18 protein-coding genes are annotated in these 21,961 nt (G+C 40.7%); 3 read left to right on the top strand and 15 right to left on the bottom strand.

All coding sequences use genetic code 11. The features are described 5' to 3' along the window. A partial coding sequence (locus tag J7K93_04665) for a hypothetical protein (GenBank protein MCD6116287.1) occupies positions 1 to 1,280 on the bottom strand: 1,280 nt, incomplete at its 3' end. Between the two features lie 273 nt (positions 1,281 to 1,553). Here J7K93_04665 and argR point away from each other — a divergent pair. From argR to carB, 3 genes are all read left to right on the top strand, one after another. After that, complete coding sequence (gene argR / locus J7K93_04660) at positions 1,554 to 2,015, top strand: arginine repressor (GenBank protein ID MCD6116286.1); 462 nt, start codon at positions 1,554 to 1,556, stop codon at positions 2,013 to 2,015. Positions 2,016 to 2,179: 164 nt separating this feature from the next. Further along, positions 2,180 to 3,313: a glutamine-hydrolyzing carbamoyl-phosphate synthase small subunit gene (gene carA / locus J7K93_04655; protein MCD6116285.1), complete on the top strand. Its 1,134-nt coding sequence runs from the start codon at positions 2,180 to 2,182 to the stop codon at positions 3,311 to 3,313. Next, positions 3,310 to 6,492 (top strand): carbamoyl-phosphate synthase large subunit, encoded by a 3,183-nt coding sequence (gene carB / locus J7K93_04650; protein MCD6116284.1) that lies wholly within the window; start codon positions 3,310 to 3,312, stop codon positions 6,490 to 6,492. Before carA ends, carB begins: the two co-directional genes overlap by 4 nt. A gap of 77 nt (positions 6,493 to 6,569) precedes the next feature. On the opposite strand, the gene J7K93_04645 is transcribed toward carB, so the two are convergent. From J7K93_04645 to J7K93_04580, 14 genes are all read right to left on the bottom strand, one after another. Further along, positions 6,570 to 8,345 carry a hypothetical protein gene (locus J7K93_04645; GenBank protein MCD6116283.1) on the bottom strand — a complete coding sequence of 592 codons (1,776 nt, stop codon included), beginning with the start codon at positions 8,343 to 8,345 and terminating at the stop codon, positions 6,570 to 6,572. Between the two features lie 223 nt (positions 8,346 to 8,568). Then, positions 8,569 to 8,976, bottom strand: a complete 408-nt coding sequence (locus J7K93_04640; protein MCD6116282.1) for a cytidine deaminase — start codon at positions 8,974 to 8,976, stop codon at positions 8,569 to 8,571. A 78-nt stretch (positions 8,977 to 9,054) separates the two neighbouring features. Further along, on the bottom strand, positions 9,055 to 9,477 hold the full coding sequence (locus tag J7K93_04635; protein MCD6116281.1) for a single-stranded DNA-binding protein: 423 nt from the start codon (positions 9,475 to 9,477) through the stop codon (positions 9,055 to 9,057). Between the two features lie 125 nt (positions 9,478 to 9,602). Then, positions 9,603 to 10,469 carry a DUF3078 domain-containing protein gene (locus J7K93_04630; GenBank protein ID MCD6116280.1) on the bottom strand — a complete coding sequence of 289 codons (867 nt, stop codon included), beginning with the start codon at positions 10,467 to 10,469 and terminating at the stop codon, positions 9,603 to 9,605. A 5-nt stretch (positions 10,470 to 10,474) separates the two neighbouring features. Further along, the gene (locus tag J7K93_04625; protein MCD6116279.1) at positions 10,475 to 11,782 is read right to left on the bottom strand and encodes a glycine--tRNA ligase; all 1,308 of its coding nucleotides are present in this window, start codon (positions 11,780 to 11,782) and stop codon (positions 10,475 to 10,477) included. A gap of 15 nt (positions 11,783 to 11,797) precedes the next feature. Further along, positions 11,798 to 13,234, bottom strand: coding sequence for a pyruvate kinase (gene pyk, locus J7K93_04620; protein MCD6116278.1), 1,437 nt, complete (start codon positions 13,232 to 13,234; stop codon positions 11,798 to 11,800). 19 nt (positions 13,235 to 13,253) lie between these two features. Then, positions 13,254 to 14,015, bottom strand: a complete 762-nt coding sequence (gene recO / locus J7K93_04615) for a DNA repair protein RecO (protein ID MCD6116277.1) — start codon at positions 14,013 to 14,015, stop codon at positions 13,254 to 13,256. Positions 14,016 to 14,021: 6 nt separating this feature from the next. Then, positions 14,022 to 15,377: a magnesium transporter gene (gene mgtE / locus J7K93_04610; protein MCD6116276.1), complete on the bottom strand. Its 1,356-nt coding sequence runs from the start codon at positions 15,375 to 15,377 to the stop codon at positions 14,022 to 14,024. 14 nt (positions 15,378 to 15,391) lie between these two features. Continuing rightward, positions 15,392 to 16,180 (bottom strand): ribosomal RNA small subunit methyltransferase A, encoded by a 789-nt coding sequence (gene rsmA / locus J7K93_04605; protein ID MCD6116275.1) that lies wholly within the window; start codon positions 16,178 to 16,180, stop codon positions 15,392 to 15,394. Further along, the gene (locus J7K93_04600; GenBank protein ID MCD6116274.1) at positions 16,177 to 16,965 is read right to left on the bottom strand and encodes a TatD family hydrolase; all 789 of its coding nucleotides are present in this window, start codon (positions 16,963 to 16,965) and stop codon (positions 16,177 to 16,179) included. The genes rsmA and J7K93_04600 overlap by 4 nt, the downstream gene beginning before the upstream one ends. After that, the gene (gene metG, locus J7K93_04595; protein ID MCD6116273.1) at positions 16,958 to 18,979 is read right to left on the bottom strand and encodes a methionine--tRNA ligase; all 2,022 of its coding nucleotides are present in this window, start codon (positions 18,977 to 18,979) and stop codon (positions 16,958 to 16,960) included. Before metG ends, J7K93_04600 begins: the two co-directional genes overlap by 8 nt. 2 nt (positions 18,980 to 18,981) lie before the next feature. Then, positions 18,982 to 19,869: a stage 0 sporulation family protein gene (locus tag J7K93_04590; protein ID MCD6116272.1), complete on the bottom strand. Its 888-nt coding sequence runs from the start codon at positions 19,867 to 19,869 to the stop codon at positions 18,982 to 18,984. Positions 19,870 to 19,886: 17 nt separating this feature from the next. Beyond that, positions 19,887 to 20,990, bottom strand: coding sequence for a DNA polymerase III subunit delta' (locus tag J7K93_04585; GenBank protein ID MCD6116271.1), 1,104 nt, complete (start codon positions 20,988 to 20,990; stop codon positions 19,887 to 19,889). Then, positions 20,987 to 21,961: peptidoglycan DD-metalloendopeptidase family protein (locus J7K93_04580; GenBank protein MCD6116270.1), on the bottom strand; the 975-nt coding region annotated here is incomplete at its 5' end. The genes J7K93_04580 and J7K93_04585, both read right to left, overlap by 4 nt.

The following is a 21,961-nucleotide window of genomic DNA, read 5'->3' as shown; positions in this document are numbered from 1 at the left end:
GCAAGCACCTCACTGTCCTGCAGGGGCATGTTCATATAGATAAAACCGAGCTGCTTGTTAATATAAAAATCCTTGTTAGCCTCCAGTGGAACAAACCAGTGCTGCCTGTTTTCTTCATTACTTGCATTTGCAGTTGTATCAACAGACTGCGAGGGATTAACAACAGCCCACGCATATCTTACGCCGCTTGTGTTCTCATCAATATTTGCATCAGATTTCCATACCTGAATATCATTAATTATATTATCTGTACTTATTATGTGCTGGCCTTTGGAATCCACATGGGGATATTGAGTTCTGTAATCATATCCGAGGAAAAAATAAGTGGCTTTTTTATAATCATAATCCTGTATTTTAAAGCTGTTCTCCTTTTTCCCGCCTGAAAGCGAAAGCCTCTTTTTTTCTCCCTTTTCCATACTCGCAATTGCCGTAACATTCAGTTTTCCGACTTTCATGTCAGTCTTAATACCGAAAAGGCCGGAATTATTTGAACTGAAAGTAACAAATCTCGTTGACGGAAGCGACAGTGCAACATTACCGGCCTGAATCGACTGAATTATTCCGTCTTCGTCGCTTGAATAGCGGAGTTTAAAAGCATTCTGAAATTCAAACGGCCGCTCGCTGTCCTGATCAACAAAAATGGAAACATTGTTGCCGATTTTTCCTTCAACCCTGAACTGCTGAGTTTGTTTCATCTCAAAATTTGTATTCGGCCTTCTTGTAAGAGCTGTTTTTACCTGGCTTCTCTTCTCATGTCTGATCCCGCCGTCAATAGTAATTCTTCCTGTAACATTAAGGCTCAGGGTCTCCCCGCCGAACATCCGCCTGAATGCTTCGCTTTTAATTTTGGGCGATTCAAGTACAATGCCGCGGTTCCGCCCTTTTTGCGACTGTGACAGCTTGGTATGGCCTTTTGCATATTGTTTCCACTGATCCCTGATAAGTACACTTGACCGCAGATTAACATAATCGGAAAAACTTAGAATTCTCGGAGGTATAAATTCCCAATCCCCGATATAAAGGCCGGAACTCACAATACCCTTGTCAGGGTCAAGATTAATTTTTTGTATTACATATCTGGGATATTGCGCAGAAACACTTCTGTAAAATGGTGAAGGTACACTTTTCCTGTTGAAAAACAGTGGAGAGAAGGGCGGTTTGTACTGATGTACATGTAATCCTATCTGCGCAGAGAGCGAAGACAATCCCAACAAAAAAAAGATCGAAATGGCATAAAACCATGAGCCAAACTTCGATCCTGGCAACCTGTAATGATTCATTTCGTTCCCGTATGAAAATTAGTTGCAGTTTGTGTCCTTATTGTGACCGGACTAATTTCCGGACCACTTGGCTGTTAGCTTTACTCTTATAGGCACCCTCCTACGTATAACAGATACTGTTATATTTAGTTAAGTTAAATTATTCACAATAAAAAAGCAAGAAAAAATTATGTTTAACCTAAATATTTCCTGTAAAATATTTTTCTAATTAACAAGAAGCTGTAAATTATACTTGACTATTTAAACTTTATTTTGTATAATTATGCAATAAATATGAATGATTATACAAAAACAGAACGGCAGAAAAAACTTAAGTCAATTATCGAAGATCGGGGGATCGGCGATCAGGCAGGTATGCTGATTGCTCTTAAGGAAGAGGGAATTGATACAACTCAGGCAACAATATCAAGAGACCTTCAGGAGATCGGCTATGTTAAAATTCGCATAGGGCCGGGAACGTATAAGTATGAGCTGCTCAACCGAAGCGCACAATCAAATATAAAGGCCAGGCTCTCTTCCATGTTTCATGATTTTGTTACGGAAATAAAATCAAGCGAAAACATAATTATAATTAAAACTGTACCCGGCAATGCAGGCGGAGTAGCAAGCCTGATTGACAATCTGGACGACCCGAAAATACTCGGCACTATTGCAGGCGATGATACGGTATTCATTGTTGTTGAAAATAAAAAAGAAAGGGCACAAATTGAAAATCAATTTCATGCCCTCCTCTGACAGTGCTGGTTGGGTGCACTCCAATTCATTTTTGAGGAAAACGCCTGCGGTAAAAATTGATTCCTGCACCGCCGGCGAAAAGCTTCCTCATTTACAGCCAGACTGTTTTTACCCCGCCTTTTCGGCGGGGTTTTTTTTAAATTATATTTTATTCGGGGTTATCTATGAAAGGCAAACTGGTTCTTGAAAACGGAAATATTTTTGAAGGCGCCGGCTTCGGATTTCCAAAAACTATAATTGCAGAAATTGTGTTCAACACTGGCATGACGGGCTATCAGGAAACTCTTACAGACCCGTCCTACAAAGGCCAGATTGTCCTTTTTACTTACCCACATATCGGCAACACAGGTATAAATGATGAAGACGTAGAATCTGCAAAACCAGGAGTGGAAGGAATAATTGTCCGAAAACTATCACGGAGTCCCAGTAATTTCAGATCAAAACAGGATGTCAGCTCATACCTCTACTCCAATTCGATTACCGGCATTGAAAATATTGACACAAGAATGCTCACAAGAATTATCAGAGACAGAGGCACAATGACCGGCATTCTTTCAACAGACGGGAAGAGTAATAAAGAGCTTTTTGAATTACTTAAAAATGCACCTGTCAACAGCACTAAAAACCTTGTTAGAAGTGTCACTTGCTCTGATACATCCAAATGGGACATCAATCTTCCTGCAAGATGGTACTTAAATAAAACAGAAGGGAATTCCGAAGGACAGCCCAAAATTACCCTGATTGATTTCGGAGCAAAGAGAAATATCCTGAAATTTCTTAAATCTTCAGGGTTCCGGGTCACATATATTCCTGCTGAATCCTCTATTGAAGACATTTTACATACTTCTCCCGACGGAGTGGTTCTATCCAACGGGCCCGGTAATCCGGAAGAACTTGACTATGCCATAGATACAATAAAAGTTTTAATTGATAAAAAAATTCCGCTGTTCGGAATCTGTCTCGGCCATCAGCTTATAGCGCTTGCAATGGGAGCGGAAACTTTTAAACTGCCTTTCGGGCACCATGGTATTAACCATCCTGTTAAAAATTTATTAAACGGAAATATTATAATAACCTCTCAAAACCACAATTACGCTGTTAATAGAAATTCCATGCAGCATACCGGCCTTGTCGAAACCTTCAGAAGCCTCAATGATAAAACTGTCGAAGGGATGCATCACAGAACCCTTCCGATATTTTCAGTTCAGTTTCATCCTGAGGCCTCTCCCGGGCCTCACGATGCATCCGGTATTTTTAAAGATCTCTTCAACATAATCAAAAATCGGGCACTTTCATGACAATTCGAAATGATATACACAAAATTTTAATTATCGGATCAGGCCCTATTGTGATAGGCCAGGCATGCGAGTTTGACTACTCCGGAACTCAGGCAGTTAAAACCCTTAAGTCTCTCGGATTTGAAGTAGTGCTTGTAAATTCCAACCCTGCAACAATCATGACCGACCCGGACATTGCAGACAAAACATATATTGAACCTGTTGATTACCAAACTCTTATAAAAATTATTGAGCTGGAAAGGCCGGACGCTCTTCTGCCTACAATGGGCGGTCAGACCGGCCTGAACATTGCTGTTCAGCTTGAGGATAACGGAATTCTGAAAAAATATGGCGTGCAGTTAATAGGAGCCTCGTCCAAAGCAATACATACTGCTGAGGATAGAGGCCTTTTCAGAATCGCAATGGAAGAGATCGGGCTGGAAATTCCGAGAGGTGGGTTCGCAAACAGCGTAAATCAGGCTTGTAACATTGTTAAAAAAACAGGATTTCCCGCAATTATCCGATCCGCATTTACTCTTGGAGGGAGCGGAGGAAGTATTGCAAATAACATGGAAGAGTTTGAGGAACTGGCAGAGCACGGCCTGAAATCCAGCCCTGTCAATCAGATTCTGATTGAGGAATCCCTTATAGGATGGAAAGAGTTCGAACTTGAGGTTATGCGGGACAAGAACGATCAGACTGTTGTTGTATGCTCTATTGAGAATTTTGACCCCATGGGAGTACATACCGGAGATTCCATTACTGTTGCTCCGGTTCAGACATTGACAGATAAAGAGTATCAATACATGAGAGACGCTGCGTTTTCAATCCTTAGAAAAATAGGAGTTGAAACAGGAGGTTCAAATGTACAGTTTGCTGTAAACCCTTCTGACGGCAGGCTTGTTGTTGTAGAGATGAATCCGAGAGTATCGCGAAGCTCTGCACTTGCATCAAAAGCAACAGGATTTCCCATAGCGAAAATTGCAGCACAGCTTGCAGTCGGCATGACCCTTGATGAAATACCCAATGATATTACAGGAAAGACAATGGCATCTTTTGAGCCGGCGCTTGACTACATTGTTGTAAAAATCCCGCGGTGGAATTTTGACAAGTTTCCTCAGACAAAGCCGATTCTGACAACTCAGATGAAATCAGTCGGTGAGACAATGGCAATAGGCCGGACATTTACAGAAGCCTTGAATAAAGCGGTAAGATCTCTTGAAAATGATAGCCCCGTTCTCAAAAAACTGGATTTATCTGCTGATGAGCTTCTGAAAAAAATCAAAATACCCACTCCGGAACGAATCTTTGAAGTAACGGAATTATTGCGAAGAGGTGTTCATCCCGATGAAATCTTTAAATTAACCGGAATTGATCCCTGGTTTTTATATGAGATAAAGGAGATGACGAATTTTGAGCAGCAGGTCTCCGCATCAGATGTTCTTACACCTGAACTTCTTTATGCAGCAAAAAAGCAGGGGCTGTCTGATTTAAGAATTTCTCAACTAACAGATATTAGTGAGAAGGAAGTAAGAGAATTACGGTATAAAAATAATATTAAAACTGTTTTTAAAAGGGTTGATACATGTGCTGCTGAGTTTGAGTCATCAACATCCTACATGTACAGCACATACGAAACCGAGGATGAATCAAATCCCTCAAAGCAGAAAAAAATAGCTATTCTCGGCAGCGGGCCTAACAGGATCGGGCAGGGTATTGAATTTGACTACTGCTGTGTTCATGCTGTTATGGAACTCAGTAAAATGGGTTTTGAAACAATTATGATTAACAATAATCCTGAAACCGTATCCACTGATTACGACATTTCCGACAATCTCTACTTTGAACCCCTGACAATGGAAGATGTAATGCCTATTCTTGAGAGAGAAAAGCCCGAGGGTGTAATTGTTCAATTCGGCGGGCAGACTCCTCTTAAACTTGCAAAGCATCTCAAAGAAAATGGAATCAGAGTTCTCGGAACTTCTCCCGAATCAATTGACCTTGCTGAAGACCGTGAAAAATTCGGGCGTCTCCTTGAAAAAAGCGACATGAAAACACCTCCATGGACTTCTGCAAAAAACAGACAGGAAGCAATTGAAGGGGCCCGGAAAGTCGGATACCCTGTTCTTGTCAGGCCTTCGTATGTTTTGGGAGGCAGAGGTATGTACATAGCATATAATGATACTGATCTGAAAAATTATATTGAGAAAGCCGCGCTTATTACGCCTGAACATCCGGTTCTTATTGATAAATTTCTTGAGGATGCATTCGAATTTGATGCAGATTCAGTTTCCGACGGAGAAACAACTATTATCTGCGGAATAATGCAGCACATTGAAGAGGCAGGAATTCACTCGGGAGACAGTTCATGTGTTCTGCCGCCGTACATGCTTTCCGATCAGGATAAGGAAACGATTAAAAAACAGACTTTAGAGTTAAGCAGTCTCTTTAATGTAAAGGGATTGATGAATGTGCAGTTTGCTTTATTTGAAGGAGAATTGTACGTACTTGAAGTCAATCCCAGGGCATCAAGAACTGTCCCCTTTGTTTCAAAAGCCAAAGGGATACCATGGGTGAAGATTGCCGCGAGAGTAATAGCCGGTGAAAAACTATCTGATATATCAATAAATTATAAATCAACATCTAAAATGATCGCTGTAAAAACACCTGTCTTCCCTTTTATGAAATTCCCGAATGTCCATACCTTTCTCGGCCCGGAAATGAAATCAACAGGCGAAGTAATGGGTATAGGGCATAATTTCGGAACTGCATTTTTAAAGGCATATCAGGGTGCAGGATTATCCATACCTGATACAGGCACTGTTTTTATCAGTGTAAATGACAGAGACAAACCAAAAGCTACATCCATTGCAAGACAGCTTTATGATCTCGGTTTTAAAATTACTGCCACGCATGGGACATTTAATTATCTGCACAAAAACAATATCCCCTGTGACAAGGTAAAAAAAGTGGCTGAAGGATCTCCCAATGTTACAGACTTGATTAAAAAAGGCAGGATTAACCTTGTAATAAACACACCTCTCGGCCAGATATCAAGGCATGATGAATACATTATCGGAAGATGCGCAATGACTTACAATGTGCCGTGCCTGACAACGCTTTCTGCATCGTGGGCTGCTGTTCAGGCAATCAGGACAAAACAGGCAGGTGAGGTAGTGCCTGTGCCGATGGGATTTTGAATTAAAGGGAAGAGAGAATTTCTTCCACTAATCCATAAGTATTATGACAAAAACATATTCCCTGCCTGACAAAAATTTTAATCCGCAAGCTCAAGCCAGCTGAACCATATAGGATGATTCTCCTTGTACCAGGACAGAATCTCCCTTAGAAGTTTCTGATTTTTGAGAGAAATTACATCTTCTGATATTTTATTAAAATGAACTTTCATCCCGTTCGAGCCGAAATGTTCAAGTGCTTCGGAACAGAGGGTCTGCAGTTCATTTCTGATACGCCCCGAATCTGATATTTTAACAGCTCTCTTTCTGAAGTTTTCTCCTTTCATAAATCTGTTTAAAAGAGGATTAAAAACAAGACGGCTCTCCTCAAAAGGTTCCTCAAGCCGAAGTTTTAAAGTTGTTTTTTTTGATCCCCCTGGAGTAAGGAGGCTTACTGTAACTTCATATGTGTCATCAGATATCTGCCTTACCCCGGGTGAACCGGAATAAGGATCCGGAAGCATATAGCCTGAGATAGCCATTACACTCCACCTTTTTTCAGGCAGAAAATCATCAACCGATATTGTTTGCTTTTCAAGATTAATACCTGCATCAGCAGCAATTTTTATATCACTTCTGAACATCTCAACCGTATCATCACCCAGATCATCTTCGAAGACTGCGGAAAGTTTCTTTTTAAAATCAGGGGCATCAGGATCAAGGTGCATAATCATAGCTTCGTTTTCATAGCTGAGTTGAAATTTTGAAGTAAAAACAGCGAGTGATGCATCAATGTTCAGTATCGGACACAGGCTGGATGCCTGAAGAGCTTCGGCAGAAGCAGCATATCCGTCAATTAAAAACAGATGCCTGCCGCTCTTTTCATCCTGCCAGGTTCCTATAAGAGCAGTCGGCGCGTATGTTCCTGAATCTGTAAAAGCATTAAACCCCGTCGGAAGGGCCCAGCCTTCTTCTACGATATGCACACCTAGAGAGCGCCACTCTTCCCACAATTTTCCTATACGGTGTACTCTGCTCTTTCCCGCAAGAGTCCATACATGAATATTCTCATTTTTTATATCAGGATACGTATTTTTTATTGCATGCACAATCTTTTCTCTCGGTGTAAAAAAATTGATTAATACGGACTCTCCTTCAGCATTCTCCACAATCTCTTTCGGAAGGATAATATTTCCTATGTATCCTTCGTAAGGTTTAGTTATCCATAAAGGCTGGTCAAAAACATGAAGCACAGTAAGAGGGCCCGTCTCCTCTCCTTTAGCAAAACGCGTTGTATTTTCCAGAGTATCAATCGCTGTTCCCCAGATTGTAATACCTGCAGTGTTTATATCCTTTTTAAACTCCGGCCAGTTGTAGGAATCATCATTAATCAGTTTATGCACGCGGCGATCCAGATATTTTGCTACCTGAGGCCTGGCATATATCCTGCCGAAACCAAGCATCGGATTGGATCCCATCTCCGGGGTTTCTCCGGCTTTAGGCATAAGGCCTTCACCAACGCATACCATTATAGCGTGATTTTCCGGAAGCAGCCTTGATAAATACCATAGGCTCTCACTCAGTGCGTATGCGGAAATTGCATCGGCATCTTTTTTTACCTGATTAAGCTCCTTTTTTGCCAGGTCTCTGCCTTCTCCGTACCTCCCGAATAACTTTGTACCAAAGGCAGTAACAGCAGCAGTCATTATAAACAGTCTTTCCATTCTTTCATCAACAAAAGAAATTGACCTGTCCGCTGATTTGCTTTTGTCTCTGTTTTCCACTTCCATATCGACATCTTCAAGCCATAAATGAAATCTGCCGAGAATGGGCTTTGTATCAAATGCCCACTGCGCAACTCTGTTTATTCTGGTCATATCAGTATTTGACATATAACATGCCTCTTTGTTATTTTAAATCAACAAAATCACATACAAATGTATGAACTGAGAAAGAAAAATCTATCCCCTTCTTTAAAAAAATAATATGCAAATATATTTTTAAGAATACAAGAAAAAAGGGCGGGAAATATCCTGCCCCTGCATTTTTATAAACTTTATGAACTTTACAAACTTTATGACTTTATGACTTTATGAACTTTCAACTCTCTTTCACGGATTTCTTTTCAAACGCTTCAGGAAAAATATCCGACAGCATCTCTTTCTTTATCTTTCCGGGAGATGCAAGGATAATCTCTAAATCATCACAAAACTCGGAAAGAACCTGACGGCAGGCACCGCATGGCTGAACGGGCTGTCCTGTATCTGTAAATATTGCCAGTGCTTTAAATTCTTTTTCTCCTGCTGAGACCGCACTGAATACAGCGTTCCTTTCAGCACAGATTGTAAGACTGTACGAAGCATTTTCAACATTACAGCCTGTGAATAAATTTCCGGTTTTTGTTAAAAGTGCTGCACCGACTTTAAACCCGGAATAGGGTGCATATGCCTGTTTTGAAATACTCTCTGCCTGCCTGATCAATGCATCAGCATCTTGCTGTGATAGCATTTCATTGCCTCCAAAAAAAATCCGCGGACATGCCGCGGATTAAATTAAATGATTTGACCCTGATTTTTCAGCCAATAGCTAAAAAGGCAAATCATCTTCTTCCTTTGGCCCGGATGAATCAAATTCAGTCGGAGCTGCCTGCTGCTCTGAACTGCCGCCTTTTGATCCCAGCATCTCCATATCATTGGCCACAATCTCAGTAATCCACTTTTTCACTCCATTGGAATCTTCATAGCTTCTTGTTTCAATCCTGCCTTCAAGAAATACAAGGCTTCCTTTTTTAAGGTACTCACCCATAATCTCAGCTAATTTACCCCATGCTTTAATTCTGTGCCAGTCTGTACGTTCCTTCTGGTTGCCTTCCTGATCCTTCCATCTTGCACTTGTAGCCAGAGTAAATTTGACATATGCCCTTCCTGACGGCGTATAAGCCAATTCAGGATCTCCTCCTAATCTACCGATTAGGATTACTTTGTTTACTGTACCCCTGCCTGTACCCATATCAACCTCCTTGGCATTTTTGGGGATTATAAGATCATAAGAAGTCAGCGCTTCGTTGCATATAATAATATATATATATTATTTATAAATGCAAGAAAAATAATCCCCGTTCCCCTGATTATTTTTTAATCAAACAAATTATAGCTTATACCCAGACCTGCCAGTTCTTTAATCTGAGTTTTGTCCATTACATCCTTGTCATAATTAACCTGTACATTTAATGTTAAAACTATGTACTTTGTAAGGGGCGCAGTTACAAGTGTGTCCCATCTCAGGTCAATAATATCTATATTTTCAAAAGACGAGAACATTTCCAGTTTACTCAGTACTTTTACCCGCTCTGCAAACTTGGCATTAATTTTTGTTGTTGACTGAATCCCTGTTTCAAATTTGTATCTTTCTATGTCACCGGTTTCAGGATTATCTGTATATTTATTAAATTCAGTCGTATAAGTCTGCTTTAAACCTATACCCAGCTTATGATCAATAATATTTTTAATCTTTACTTTTGCACCCATGCTCTGGGTTATATAAGCAGGATCCCAAAATCTTGACTGGGGCACTGCAGGAGATACTTTGTAATCATAGCCGGTGCTGAACTGTGTAAGAATACCTGCTCCGAAATAGGGATTAACGTACGGACCGAATTTCCAGCTGATTGATCCGTCCATGTCAATTTTGTCAATAGTAGTCCTGGGTGTCTCTTTTTCCGCCTTGACCTGACCAAAGGTCAAAAGAGAAGTAACATCCCATTCCAGGTTTTTACATATTTTACCTATCTCTCCGTCAAAACGTATTGTCCAGGCAATACTGTTCTCTCCGCCTTTTGCCCAGTTACTATAGGCACTTTGCGTCAAACTTACACCTGTATTAAATTTTTTCTTCCACACATCCTTTTTTTTACTCTCTTGTTTTTTATCTTCTTCTGCAAACAGATTTAAAGACAGTGAAACAACAATCACATAAATAAAAATTACTCTTATCCTGTTCATTCAGCTTACTCCCAGATTCTCTTTCTAAGTTCATCTCTTACACCGTCTGCCGGTATTCTTATCTGTTGCATGGAATCTCTCTCGCGAATCGTTACGGTATCATCCTCAAGAGTCTGTGAATCTACTGTAATACAGAAGGGCGTTCCTGCTTCATCCTGCCTTCTGTACCTTCTTCCCACTGCGCCGGACTCATCATAAAAGACCATAAAGTTTTTACGCAGATCCCGCTCAATTTTTCTTGCATATTCAGGCATTCCGTCTTTTTTTACAAGGGGGAAAATAGCTGCTTTTACAGGAGCAATTTTCGGATCAAGCCTCAGAACCGTACGTGTTTCCTTTTCCAGTTTTTCCTCTTCGTAAGCATCAACAAGACAAGTAAGAAGTATTCTGTCAATTCCGCAGGAAGTCTCTATTACATACGGGATAAACCGTTCTTTTGCAGCATCATCAAAATATGTAAGGTCCTTGCCTGAAAATTCCTGATGTTTTGAAAGGTCAAAATCTGTTCTGTTATGGATACCCTCCAGTTCTTTCCAGCCTATGGGATAGTTGTACTCAATGTCATAAGCTGCTTTTGCATAGTGTGCGAGTTCCTTCTCACCGTGCTTGTGGAATCTTAAATTTTCTTTGTTAATTCCTAATTTTGAGTACCAGTTGATCCGGCTCTCTTTCCACATTTCAAAAAATTTCTCATCATCCCCGGGCTTTACAAAAAACTGCATTTCCGCCTGCTCAAATTCCCTTGTCCTGAAAATAAAATTACCCGGTGTTATTTCATTTCTGAAAGCTTTTCCTATCTGGGCTATTCCGAAAGGAATTTTCATACGCGATGAATCAATAACATTTTTAAAATTAACATATATTCCCTGAGCCGTCTCCGGCCTTAAATAAACTACGGAAGCACTCTCTTCAATCGGGCCCATGTGCGTTTTAAACATCAGATTAAACTGACGGGCTTCAGTAAGGGAGCCTACAGTACCGCAGCGGGGACACTGCCGTTTTTCCAAAAACTTTGGATCAATCTCATCTTCTCTGAACCTCTGTTTACAGTTACGGCAGTCAACAAGAGGATCTGTAAAACCTGAAACATGCCCTGATGCTTCCCATACTCTGGGATGCATAAGAATTGCAGCATCAAGACCAACTATGTCCTCTCTCTCCTGAACCATGGATTTCCACCACAGGTCTTTGATATTGCGTTTCATTTCAACGCCCATAGGGCCGTAATCATAGCAGGCATTTAATTTTCCGTAAATTGAACTCGATTGAAAAATAAACCCGCGCCTTTTACTCAAGGAAACAATTTTTTCCATATCTGCAGCAGCCAATCAACCCTCCTTTGAATCTTCTATACCGATATTGGTTATTTTGATTAAATTTGTAGTACCTGATACATATAGAGGAACCCCTGCTATAAGCACAACCTGGCTATCTTTTTTTACATATCCTGTTCTGCAGGCCAGATCTATCGCATTTTTTTCAAGATCATCTGTTGTCTCAACTTGTTTCATTAATACAGGATGTGCACCCCAGACAAGAGCAAGACGGTGGAATGTGCATTCATCAGGCGTAATTGCAAGTATTGTCTGTATCGGCCGGTATTTTGCCACAAGCCTTGTTGTGCTCCCTGACTTTGTTGTTGCAACTATTGCAGAAGCCCTGATACTTTCAGCAATCTGGCAGGCCGAAAGGGCAACTGCTTCCGGTGCGCTGAGCTGGCTTCCTTTTCTGTATCTTTCAGCCCATTCACGAAAAGGAAAACTCTGCTCAATAGAGACTGCAATTTTTGACATCATTTTAACTGTTTCAACAGGATACTTGCCTACGGCTGTTTCTTCACTTAGCATTACTGCATCACTTCCGTCAAGAATTGCATTTGCCACATCTGTTACTTCGGCTCTTGTGGGCCTTGGGTTGTCAACCATTGATTTCAGCATCTGTGTAGCAGTAATAACCGGCTTAGCAGACTGATTTGCCTTTCTTATGAGCCTCTTTTGAACACGCGGCACTGTCTCAATGGGAATCTCTACTCCGAGGTCGCCTCTTGCAACCATTATTCCGTCAACTTCTTTTATTATCTCATCAATATTATTAAGTGCTTCGTGTTTCTCTATTTTTGCAATAAGGCTGGTATTATATCCTGAATCGTTAATTATTTTCCTTACAAGCCTTACATCTTCAACATTTCGGACAAATGACAGGGCTATATAATCAACCTCTTTTCTTAAGCCGAACGCCAGATCCTTCCGGTCTTTTTCGCTTAAAATCTCAGCCTGAATACTCCTGTCAGGAAGATTAATTCCTTTATGTGAATCCAGAGGGCCTCCGACAATAACTTTACATATAATGTCTTCACCCTTTGTTTCCTTAACCTCCATCTCTATTGATCCGTCACACAAAAGAAGAGTATCCCCGGGGAGCACGTCTGCAGGGAGTTCTTTATAAGTAATTGAAACTTCTGAGGAATTACCCTGAACATCTCTTGCAGTCAAACAAAATTTCTGGCCGGATTTGAGAATTACAGGGCCGTCCACTATAATGCCTGTCCTGATTTTCGGGCCTGCAAGGTCCTGAAGAACGGCAACAGGTTTTTCCAGTCTGCCGGAAATTTCACGAATGCTGTCAATCACTTTACCGTGCAGTTCATGAGTACCATGGGAAAAATTCAATCTTGCCACATTCATACCTGAAAGAATCAGTTTTTCAAGCATATCGGGTGAGCTGCTTGCCGGCCCTATTGTGCAGACTATTTTTGCTCTTCTCATCTTTTTGCCTTTTGTAAAGTTATTCTCCAAGTTCATAAAAAAAATCAAGGGAATGAAGCCCTCTTTTCAAATCTATATGCGTCTTAAAATACAAGTCGAACATCTTTCTTATCTCTGACTTTATAATTTGTGCGGGGCTCAGCTTTGTAATATCATCAATGCTATTTGCACCTCTTTGAAGCCAGTACAGAATTTCCAGAGATTCCGGAGTTATTTTTAATCCTCCACCTGCTCCGCAAGCTGTACATAAAAGCCCGCCTGAATCAGGCTGGAAATAACCTCCGGAAGTTCCAAGGGATTTACCGCATGCAATACAGGCATCCCACGTCGGCTTATATCCCATCAAAGTTATAAGCCTGCTTTCAAAAAACCAGAAGAGGCCTTCAAGAAATCCGGAGTTTCTATTCATTGCAGACAAAACGTCAGTGAAAAGATCAAATACTGCTTCCATCGGCTCATTGCCTGTTATGGCCTTATCAACCAGCTCTGCTGCAGCAAGGCCAAGTGTAGTTCTGGTCATATCTCCGATAAATCTTATATGTGCGTCAACAAGGTCAACCTTGCTTAAAAGCTGCAAGTCTCTTGTTTTTTTATCATAAAAAACAATTCCTATATGCGTAAGTGGCTCAAGGCAGCCCTTAAAAGCACTCTTCACAGAGCGTGCGCCCTTTGCCATTACACGTACTTTCCCGAAATCTCTTGTTAAAAGAGAAACAATTTTTGATGTCTCTCCGAACTTCCACGTCTTAAGCACAACTGCATTTGTTTTAAGTATTGCCATAAAACTCTATAACCATCTTGCAAAAAACGTGATAAGGCTGAAATATACCAGAAGGCCCAGTACATCATTGGATGTTGTGATAAAGGGCCCCGTGGAAATAGCAGGATCTATATTAATTCTTTTCAGGAAAAAAGGCAGAACCGTGCCTATCAAAGCCGCATTAAACAGTACGGCAAGCAATGCAACACTTAATATTATTCCGAATCGCACATTGTGCATCCAGATATACGAAATTAATAACAGAAAAAAGGCAATTATTAATCCGTTAATCATTGTCACTGCAAGCTCTTTTATAAGCCTTTTTCCCGTATCCTTGATACAGAAATCTCCAATAGCAAGGCCGCGGATTACAACAGTAGCAGACTGAATTCCTGTATTTCCTCCCATTGCCATAATAAGAGGAATAAAAAACGCAGACATTACAACTGCTTTAATTGATACTGTAAAATGGCGCATAACTGTTGCTGAAATCATCTCGCCGCAAAATGCTACCATAAGCCAGGGAAGCCTTCCCATTGAGAGTTTGAATACAGACCCTTCCCCGATTTTCTCGTCAGTAATACCTGCCATAAGGGCCATGTCTTCACTTGCTTCTTCTTCCACAACATCAAGAACATCATCAACTGTAATCCGGCCTACAAGCCTGCCGTGCTCATCCGTAACAGGTGCTGCAACAAGGTCGTACTTGTGGAAATAGTTTGCAACCTCCTCCTGATCCATTTCAGGGTGAATTGAAAAAAATTCAGGATCCATTATTTTTGAAATTTTATCAGCAGGCTCGGCCAAAACCAGATCCTTTAAAGCTACAACACCTTTTAATACACCTTTTTTATCAACAACATAGATGTTATAAACATCATCTACTTCCCGCGATTTCTTGCGCAGGGCTTCCAGGGCCTGAGATGCTGTCTGATTATCATAGACAGTTACGACCTCCATGGCCATAATTCCGCCTGCGCTCTCTTCATTGTGGCGCAGAAGAGTCCTTACTTCACGGGTTTCTTCCCACGGCATTGCAGAAAGGATTTTTTCAGCTATTTCTTCGTCAAGGTCTCCGAGAACATCAGCAGCGTCATCAGAATCCATTGTCTGTACAATTTCAACGAGCTTTTTCTGCTCAAGATCCCCGGCTACTTCTTTTAAAATTGACGTCGGAAGCTCCGCTGCAACTTCAGCAGCCTGGTCTGTCTGCAGAAGGTCAAAAACTATTTTCCTGTCTTCACGGCCGTACCTTGTAATTACCTCTGCAATATCAGCAGGATGCAGGTCAACAAGAGCTGCTTTTAAGACTATCCAGTCTTCTCTGTCAATAAGCTCTCTAATTACCTCACCGATATTGTCAGTATTTGCCATCTGATCCATAGGCATAACCTCTTCTATGTGCACAACTCATTTGCAAGAGTTGTAAATTCTTCTGTAGTCAGTTCTTCCGGCCTTCGTGATACATCAATGGAAAGATCGCTGAGTTTCTCTTTGTCTGCAAAAGCGGTTAAAGTGTTTCGCAGCATCTTTCTTCTATTCCCAAAGGTCTTTCTCACAAGTTTATAAAAAAATCCTTCGTTTTTCAGGGCAAACCGCGGTTCCTGCAGAAACTCTATTTTTATAACTACCGAATCGACTTTCGGTACAGGATAAAAGCTGTTCCTCCCTACAGAAAAAAGCTTGTCAACATCAGCAAACTGATTAAAAAGCACTGTGGGAATCCCGTACTTTTTACTGCCCGGGCCGCTCACAAGCCTTTCACCTACTTCCTGCTGAACCATTACCAGAACATCTCTTACAATAGAACGGCTATCCAGAATCTTAAAAAGGATCGGAGATGTAATGTTGTAGGGAATGTTTCCCGCAATCCGTAACTGTTCGCTGTTCCTGACAAAAGTCTGTAAATCAAGATCAAGAAAATCTCCCTCGATTATTTTTATTTCAGGATTTCCTGCAAACCTTGATTCCAGAAACCTTACAAGATCTCTGTCTTTTTCAACTGCAACAACCTCAGCCCCATTGTCAAAAAGCTCTTTTGTTAAAACGCCTTCTCCTGCTCCTATTTCAAGGACCAGCTCTCCTTTATCAAGCTGGAGGCTGTGAACAATCTTTTCAACAACATCAAGAGAACGCAGAAAATTCTGCCCTAATCTCTTTTTTGGTTTCAGGCCTGATGCAATCAACTCTCTTTACCTGCATTAAATAATCTTTCAGCATTCTCAGAGGTAACTGCCGAAATTTCATCAGCGCTTTTATTGTAAATTTCTGCCAGCTTCTCTATCGTGTAAGGAAGAAACGCTGGCTCATTACGTTTTCCTCTAAAGGGTACAGGCGTTAAATAGGGAGCATCTGTTTCTACAAGAAGCTTATCAAGAGGAATTTTTTTTACAACGTCGAGAGCCTGAAAATTTTTAAATGTCACCATTCCGCCAACAGACACATAAAAACCCCTCTCAATAACAGCATCCAGCTCTTTTACAGAACCTGTAAAACAGTGAAACACTCCTTTTATCTTATCAGGATCACACGCATCAATAATGGATAGGGCCTCATCAACAGCATCCCTGGAATGAATAACAACCGGCAAGCCGCTGACCGCTGCAAGGGCAAGCTGCATTGAAAAGATACGTTCCTGTACCTCCCTTGCTGAGAAAGAATAGTAAAAATCCAATCCTATCTCACCCACTGCTTTAACTTTGGGATGAGTTAGAAGTGATGCAATCTCTTCCACGTCCTCTTGCTTCGCTTTATCAGCATCGTGAGGATGTATGCCAACTGCACCGTAGACACTATCATATTTTTCACAGAGCTCAACAACTACACGGCTTGATTCAACATCTGTGGCAGGTACAAGTACCCATAAAACACCTGCATCTCCGGAACGCTTAAGCACATCTTTCAGGTCTTTAGAAAAATCATCCATTCCGAGATGAGCGTGGGAATCCACTATCCTCAAATTATCACTCAACCCTTATTCCTGAATCAGCTTCTCTGTCTACAGTAAGAAGGGAAAAACCATTGTTGCTTTTTACTGCGAGAAGCATTCCCTGTGACTCTAATCCCATTATTTTTGCAGGAGCAAGGTTTGTTACAACAACAACTGTTTTGCCTGTTATTTCCTCTGCTGAATAGGAGCTGCCGATTCCGCCTATTACCTGCATAGTCTCTTTCCCGATTTTTATTTTCAGCTTAAGAAGCTTATTACTGCCCTTCACTTTTTCGGCTTCATAAACAAGGCCCGTTTTCATCTCAACTTTGCGGAAAAGATCTATATCAATTTTACTATCTTTATTTTGTGCAGCACCTGTACTTGATTTCAGCTTTTCAATTTCCCGTTCAATTACATCATCTTCTATTTTTGTAAAGAGTATTTCCGGTGTACCAAGCTGATGTCCCGGCTCAAGCTCTTTCACACCTATTTCATCCCATGCAAGCTTATCATCAACATTGAGCATTTTTCTTACTTTCTCACAGGAAAACGGCAGAAACGGTTCCATTAAAGCGGAAAGAGCATACACTGCCTGAACACAGATGTTAAGCGTAGTTCTGCAGGATTCAGGATTTGTCTTTCTTGTAGCCCACGGTTCTTTATCATTGAAATATTTGTTTGCAGATCTGCAGAACGCCATAAAAGAGCGTATGCCTTTTCTAACTTCATAATTTTCAAGATTTTCACCGAGCTCTGCTGCAATAGCGGATATTTTGTCAAGCATCTGCTTGTCGAGATCATCAGGTTTGCTTCTTAACGGGACATGCCCGTTTTCATATTTTTGTACAAAAGTCAGTGTCCTGTTAATAAAATTTCCCAGAATATCCGCCAGTTCGTCATTATTTCTGCTCTGGAACTGTTTCCAGGAAAAATCCGTATCTTTTCCTTCGGGAGCATTTGCAGCAAGCGTGTATCGCAGGGGATCAGGAGGGAATACTTTAAGATAATCCTTTACCCACACCGCATAGTTCTGGCTGGTTGATATTTTTCTTCCTTCTATTGTAAGGTATTCGTTTGCAGGTATTGCTTCAGGAAGAACGTAATCTTCCGCTTCCATTAGAATCATGGGAAAGAGTATTGCATGAAAAACAATGTTGTCCTTGCCTATAAAGTGTACTAATTTTGTATCTTTATCTCTCCAGTATTTTTTCCAAAGATCGGAATCACCTTTTTTTTCAGCCCACTCTTTTGTAGCGGAGATGTACCCTATCGGCGCATCAAACCATACATAAAGAACCTTGCCTTCAGCTTCTTTAAGAGGAACCTTTACTCCCCAGTGAAGGTCTCTTGTAATAGGCCTGTCAGTTAAGCCTTCCCTGTACCAGCCCATACAGTAGTTGTATACATTTTCTTTCCATTTTTTTGTCTCGAACCATTTCTTCCAGGTATCTGCAAACCGTCCCATAGGAAGATACCAGTGCTTTGTCTCTTTCAGTACAGGGATTGATCCGTCAATCTTTGACCTTGGTTCTATAAGCTGCGAAGGCTCAAGCCACTTGCCGCACTTATCGCATTGATCGCCTCTTGCCCCGTCATATCCGCAAAACGGGCATGTTCCTTCAACATACCTGTCAGGCAGAAAACGCTTTGATTTTTCGCTGTAAAACTGTTTCTCCGTCTTGATTACAAAATCTTTTTTTTCGTCAAGCAGAGTAAAAAATTCCCGTGCGGTTTTATGGTGAATAGGAAGGGACGTTCTTGAATAGTGGTCAAAATCTATCCCAAGATTTTCAAAACCCTCTTTATTCATTGAATGATATCTGTCAACAACATCCTGAGGAGATATGCCCTCTTTATCAGCTGTCACAGTAATTGGTACTCCATGTTCATCTGAACCGCAGATATATACAACCTCCCTGTTCTTTAACTTCTGATATCTTACATAAATATCAGCCGGTAGGTATGCTCCGGCAATATGCCCGAGATGCAGAGGGCCGTTTGCATAGGGGAGAGCACTTGTTACAAGTATGCGTTTAAATTCTTTGCCTGCCATTTTTAATCCTGTACATTGTCATTTATTCTATCTTTATTCTTTTTCTTTTTATTCCAGATCTTTTTACCGATTGTTTCTTTTTTATTCTTTTCAAGCATTTCATTAAAATCATCGAAACAGAGTATGCTCTCTTCCCCGCTTTCGTAACGGATTACTGCATTTTCATTAATAACATCTATCTTTTCCAAAACACCCGTACCCTTGGGCGTTTTAATCTTTGAACCTATTTCAGGATATCGCTGAAGGACCTCAAGGTAAAAATCCCGCTCGTATCTGAGGCAGCACATAAGCCTGCCGCATGCTCCTGAAAGTTTTGTCGGATTAAGCGCAAGATTCTGATCTTTTGCACATTGGGTAATAACAGGTTCAAAACTGCGTAAAAACATTGAGCAGCACAGCGGTTTGCCGCAAACTCCGATTCCTCCGATACGTTTAGCTTCATCTCTTACGCCAATCTGACGGAGTTCAATTCTGGTTCTGTACCTGCCTGCAAGATCCCTTACAAGCTCTCTGAAATCTACACGGTTATCAGCCGTAAAATAAAATGTTATTTTTTTCCTGTCAAACTGGTATTCAACATCAACGAGCTTCATTGAAAGCCCGTGTTCTTCAATCCGTTTCCTGCAGTCAACAAAAGCCTCTTCTTCAAGATCCAGATTCTCCTCAAATTGTACAACATCCTTTGGTCCTGGTTTGCGGTTTACAGGCCTGAGTTCTATATCTCCCACGCGTTTATCAACAAGGCTGCCCATATTTACTACACTTCCAAGATCTTCTCCTTTGTCAACATCAACAATTACAAGATCTCCTGTGATAAAGGGAAATTCCTGAGGGTTTGAAAAAAACTCTTTTCTGCCGCCTTTAAATTCTATTTCCAGCACTTTTGCCATATTTTAAAAACCTCTTATTATTTCGTACACAAAAAAAGGTGCGAACTTAATGAGTAAATTATGAGAGGAAGATACGCATTTTTTCCAATATAATCAATAGCCTGATAAAGATGATCGATTCCATCTTCAATTTTAAATTCAGGAAATTGATTAACAATTTCAATTAAAGACTGCATTCTGTCGCGATTAATCACTCTTTCAGGAAAATTTAATTTAATAAACATCATGTCCCTTAAGTAGATAATTAAAAATCCCAGAATATCCCTGACGTACTCTTTATCTTTAAAAATAGACCGCTCTGATTCTTTTAATCCGAGATATTCCTGCTGCCCTTTTATACTCATATTAAAAAAGTCCAGTGCTTCTGTTCTCATGGAATCAAAGGCTGAACCTGCCAGTTCAATACCTCTTGTAACACTGCCCTCTGCCATTGCTGCGAGAAGCCCGGCATCCTTTTCATCAACACCTGTTTCTTTTTTAACAGCATCGCAAACTTCCGAGTCAGCAAGAGGTAAAAACCTCACTATCTGGCATCTTGAAACTACTGTTTCCAAAAGTGCACTTTCATCGAAACTCGTTAATATGAGAATTGTACGCGGAGGCGGTTCTTCGAGAAGTTTCAACAGGCTGTTGGAAGCATTGGCATTCATCTTATCTGCATTGGAAATTATAAAGACACGCATTCCGTTGCCGGCAACTTTTAAGAATGCCCCTTTTTTCAAATCCCTTATCTGATCCACTGATATAATGGGAAGCGTGGTTAATTCCGGAGTAAACCTTACGGAATGATAGGGATTTGACAGTTTAAGAAGGAGCCGCTCTCGAACGATATCTCTGTAGACAACATCTTTCATTGATTGATTTTTTTTTGGAGTAGGCTGAATAAAGGTGAAATCAGGAGATTCGTGGTTCAAAATGGAAGTGCAGGCTCTGCACTTGCCGCATCCTCCGAACTCATTATTTTCACAATTCACCATTAAAGCAAAGGCAATTGCTGCAGCTTCCTTTCCCGTACCGTCACGCCCGAGAAAAAGATATGCATGCGCCAGCTTATCATTTTTAAATGCACTGATAAGAAGATTTTTTACTTTTTCCTGCCCGTAAACCGAAATTTTTTTCATCTTTTTGTCAACCATTTTTCAGGATTATAATGATTTGCGCCTTTCCAGACTTCAAAATGAAGAACAGGGCCCTCAAGACTATGCTTATCACCAATAGATCCTATAATATCACCTGCATTCACAGTTTCTCCGGTTACAACAAGAACTGTTTCAAGATGTCCGTACACTGTGTAATATCCGTTTCCATGGTACAGGAGAACAAGGTTTTCCATTCCCCTCTGCCAGGTCACCCACTTTACAACACCTCTGTTCACAGCTTTGACATAAGAACCCTCAGCCCCCTTTATATCAATTCCAATGTTTTCTATCCACGTTTTTAAAACAGGCTGAAGATGCCGCCCGTATTTTGCTGCTATTTTGCCCGTTACCGGCCAGGGAAGGATTCCTTTTTTTGCACCGAAACCTGTACTTGCAATGGAGAGTGGTGATGTTTTCCGTTTCGCCTCTTCTGATTTTATTCGTTTGAGAATGCCTTTGTACGCAGACTTTTTCTGTGCCAGCCTTTTTGCGATCAGCTTTTTATCCTGCCTGACCTTTTTTAAAAGTTTTTCTCTTTGCTTCTGTTTTTTAATCAGTAGTGCGGTTTCGTCTTTCTGTTTTTTTGCAAGCTCTTTTTTCCGGGTAAATTCCTCTTGTAACTTTTTACTGTGACTCGCTATTTGTGCACTTTTTCTGTTCAGAAGCCTGAGATTTCTTTTATCATTATCAGCTATTATTTTTTGATATTTAACCCATACCATTGCCTGATTAATGGACGAAAAAGAAAAAAACAGTTCCCAGTCAGACCATCTGCCCCTCTTGTACATTGAAACAATACGCTCCCTGACAATTTCTTTCAGCCTGTCATACTCTTCTCTTGTTTTAGCAAGTTTTTTACCTGTGTATGAAATCTCTCTCCTGCTTTTTATAAGTTCCTCGTCAAGTTTCGAAAGAAGCGACTTGCCCAAACCTATCTCTCTGTTAAGATCATC

It is taken from the genome of bacterium, from assembly GCA_021158245.1.
Taxonomy (GTDB): domain Bacteria; phylum Zhuqueibacterota; class QNDG01; order QNDG01; family QNDG01; genus QNDG01.
This window is presented reverse-complemented; position numbering and strand designations above follow the sequence as displayed.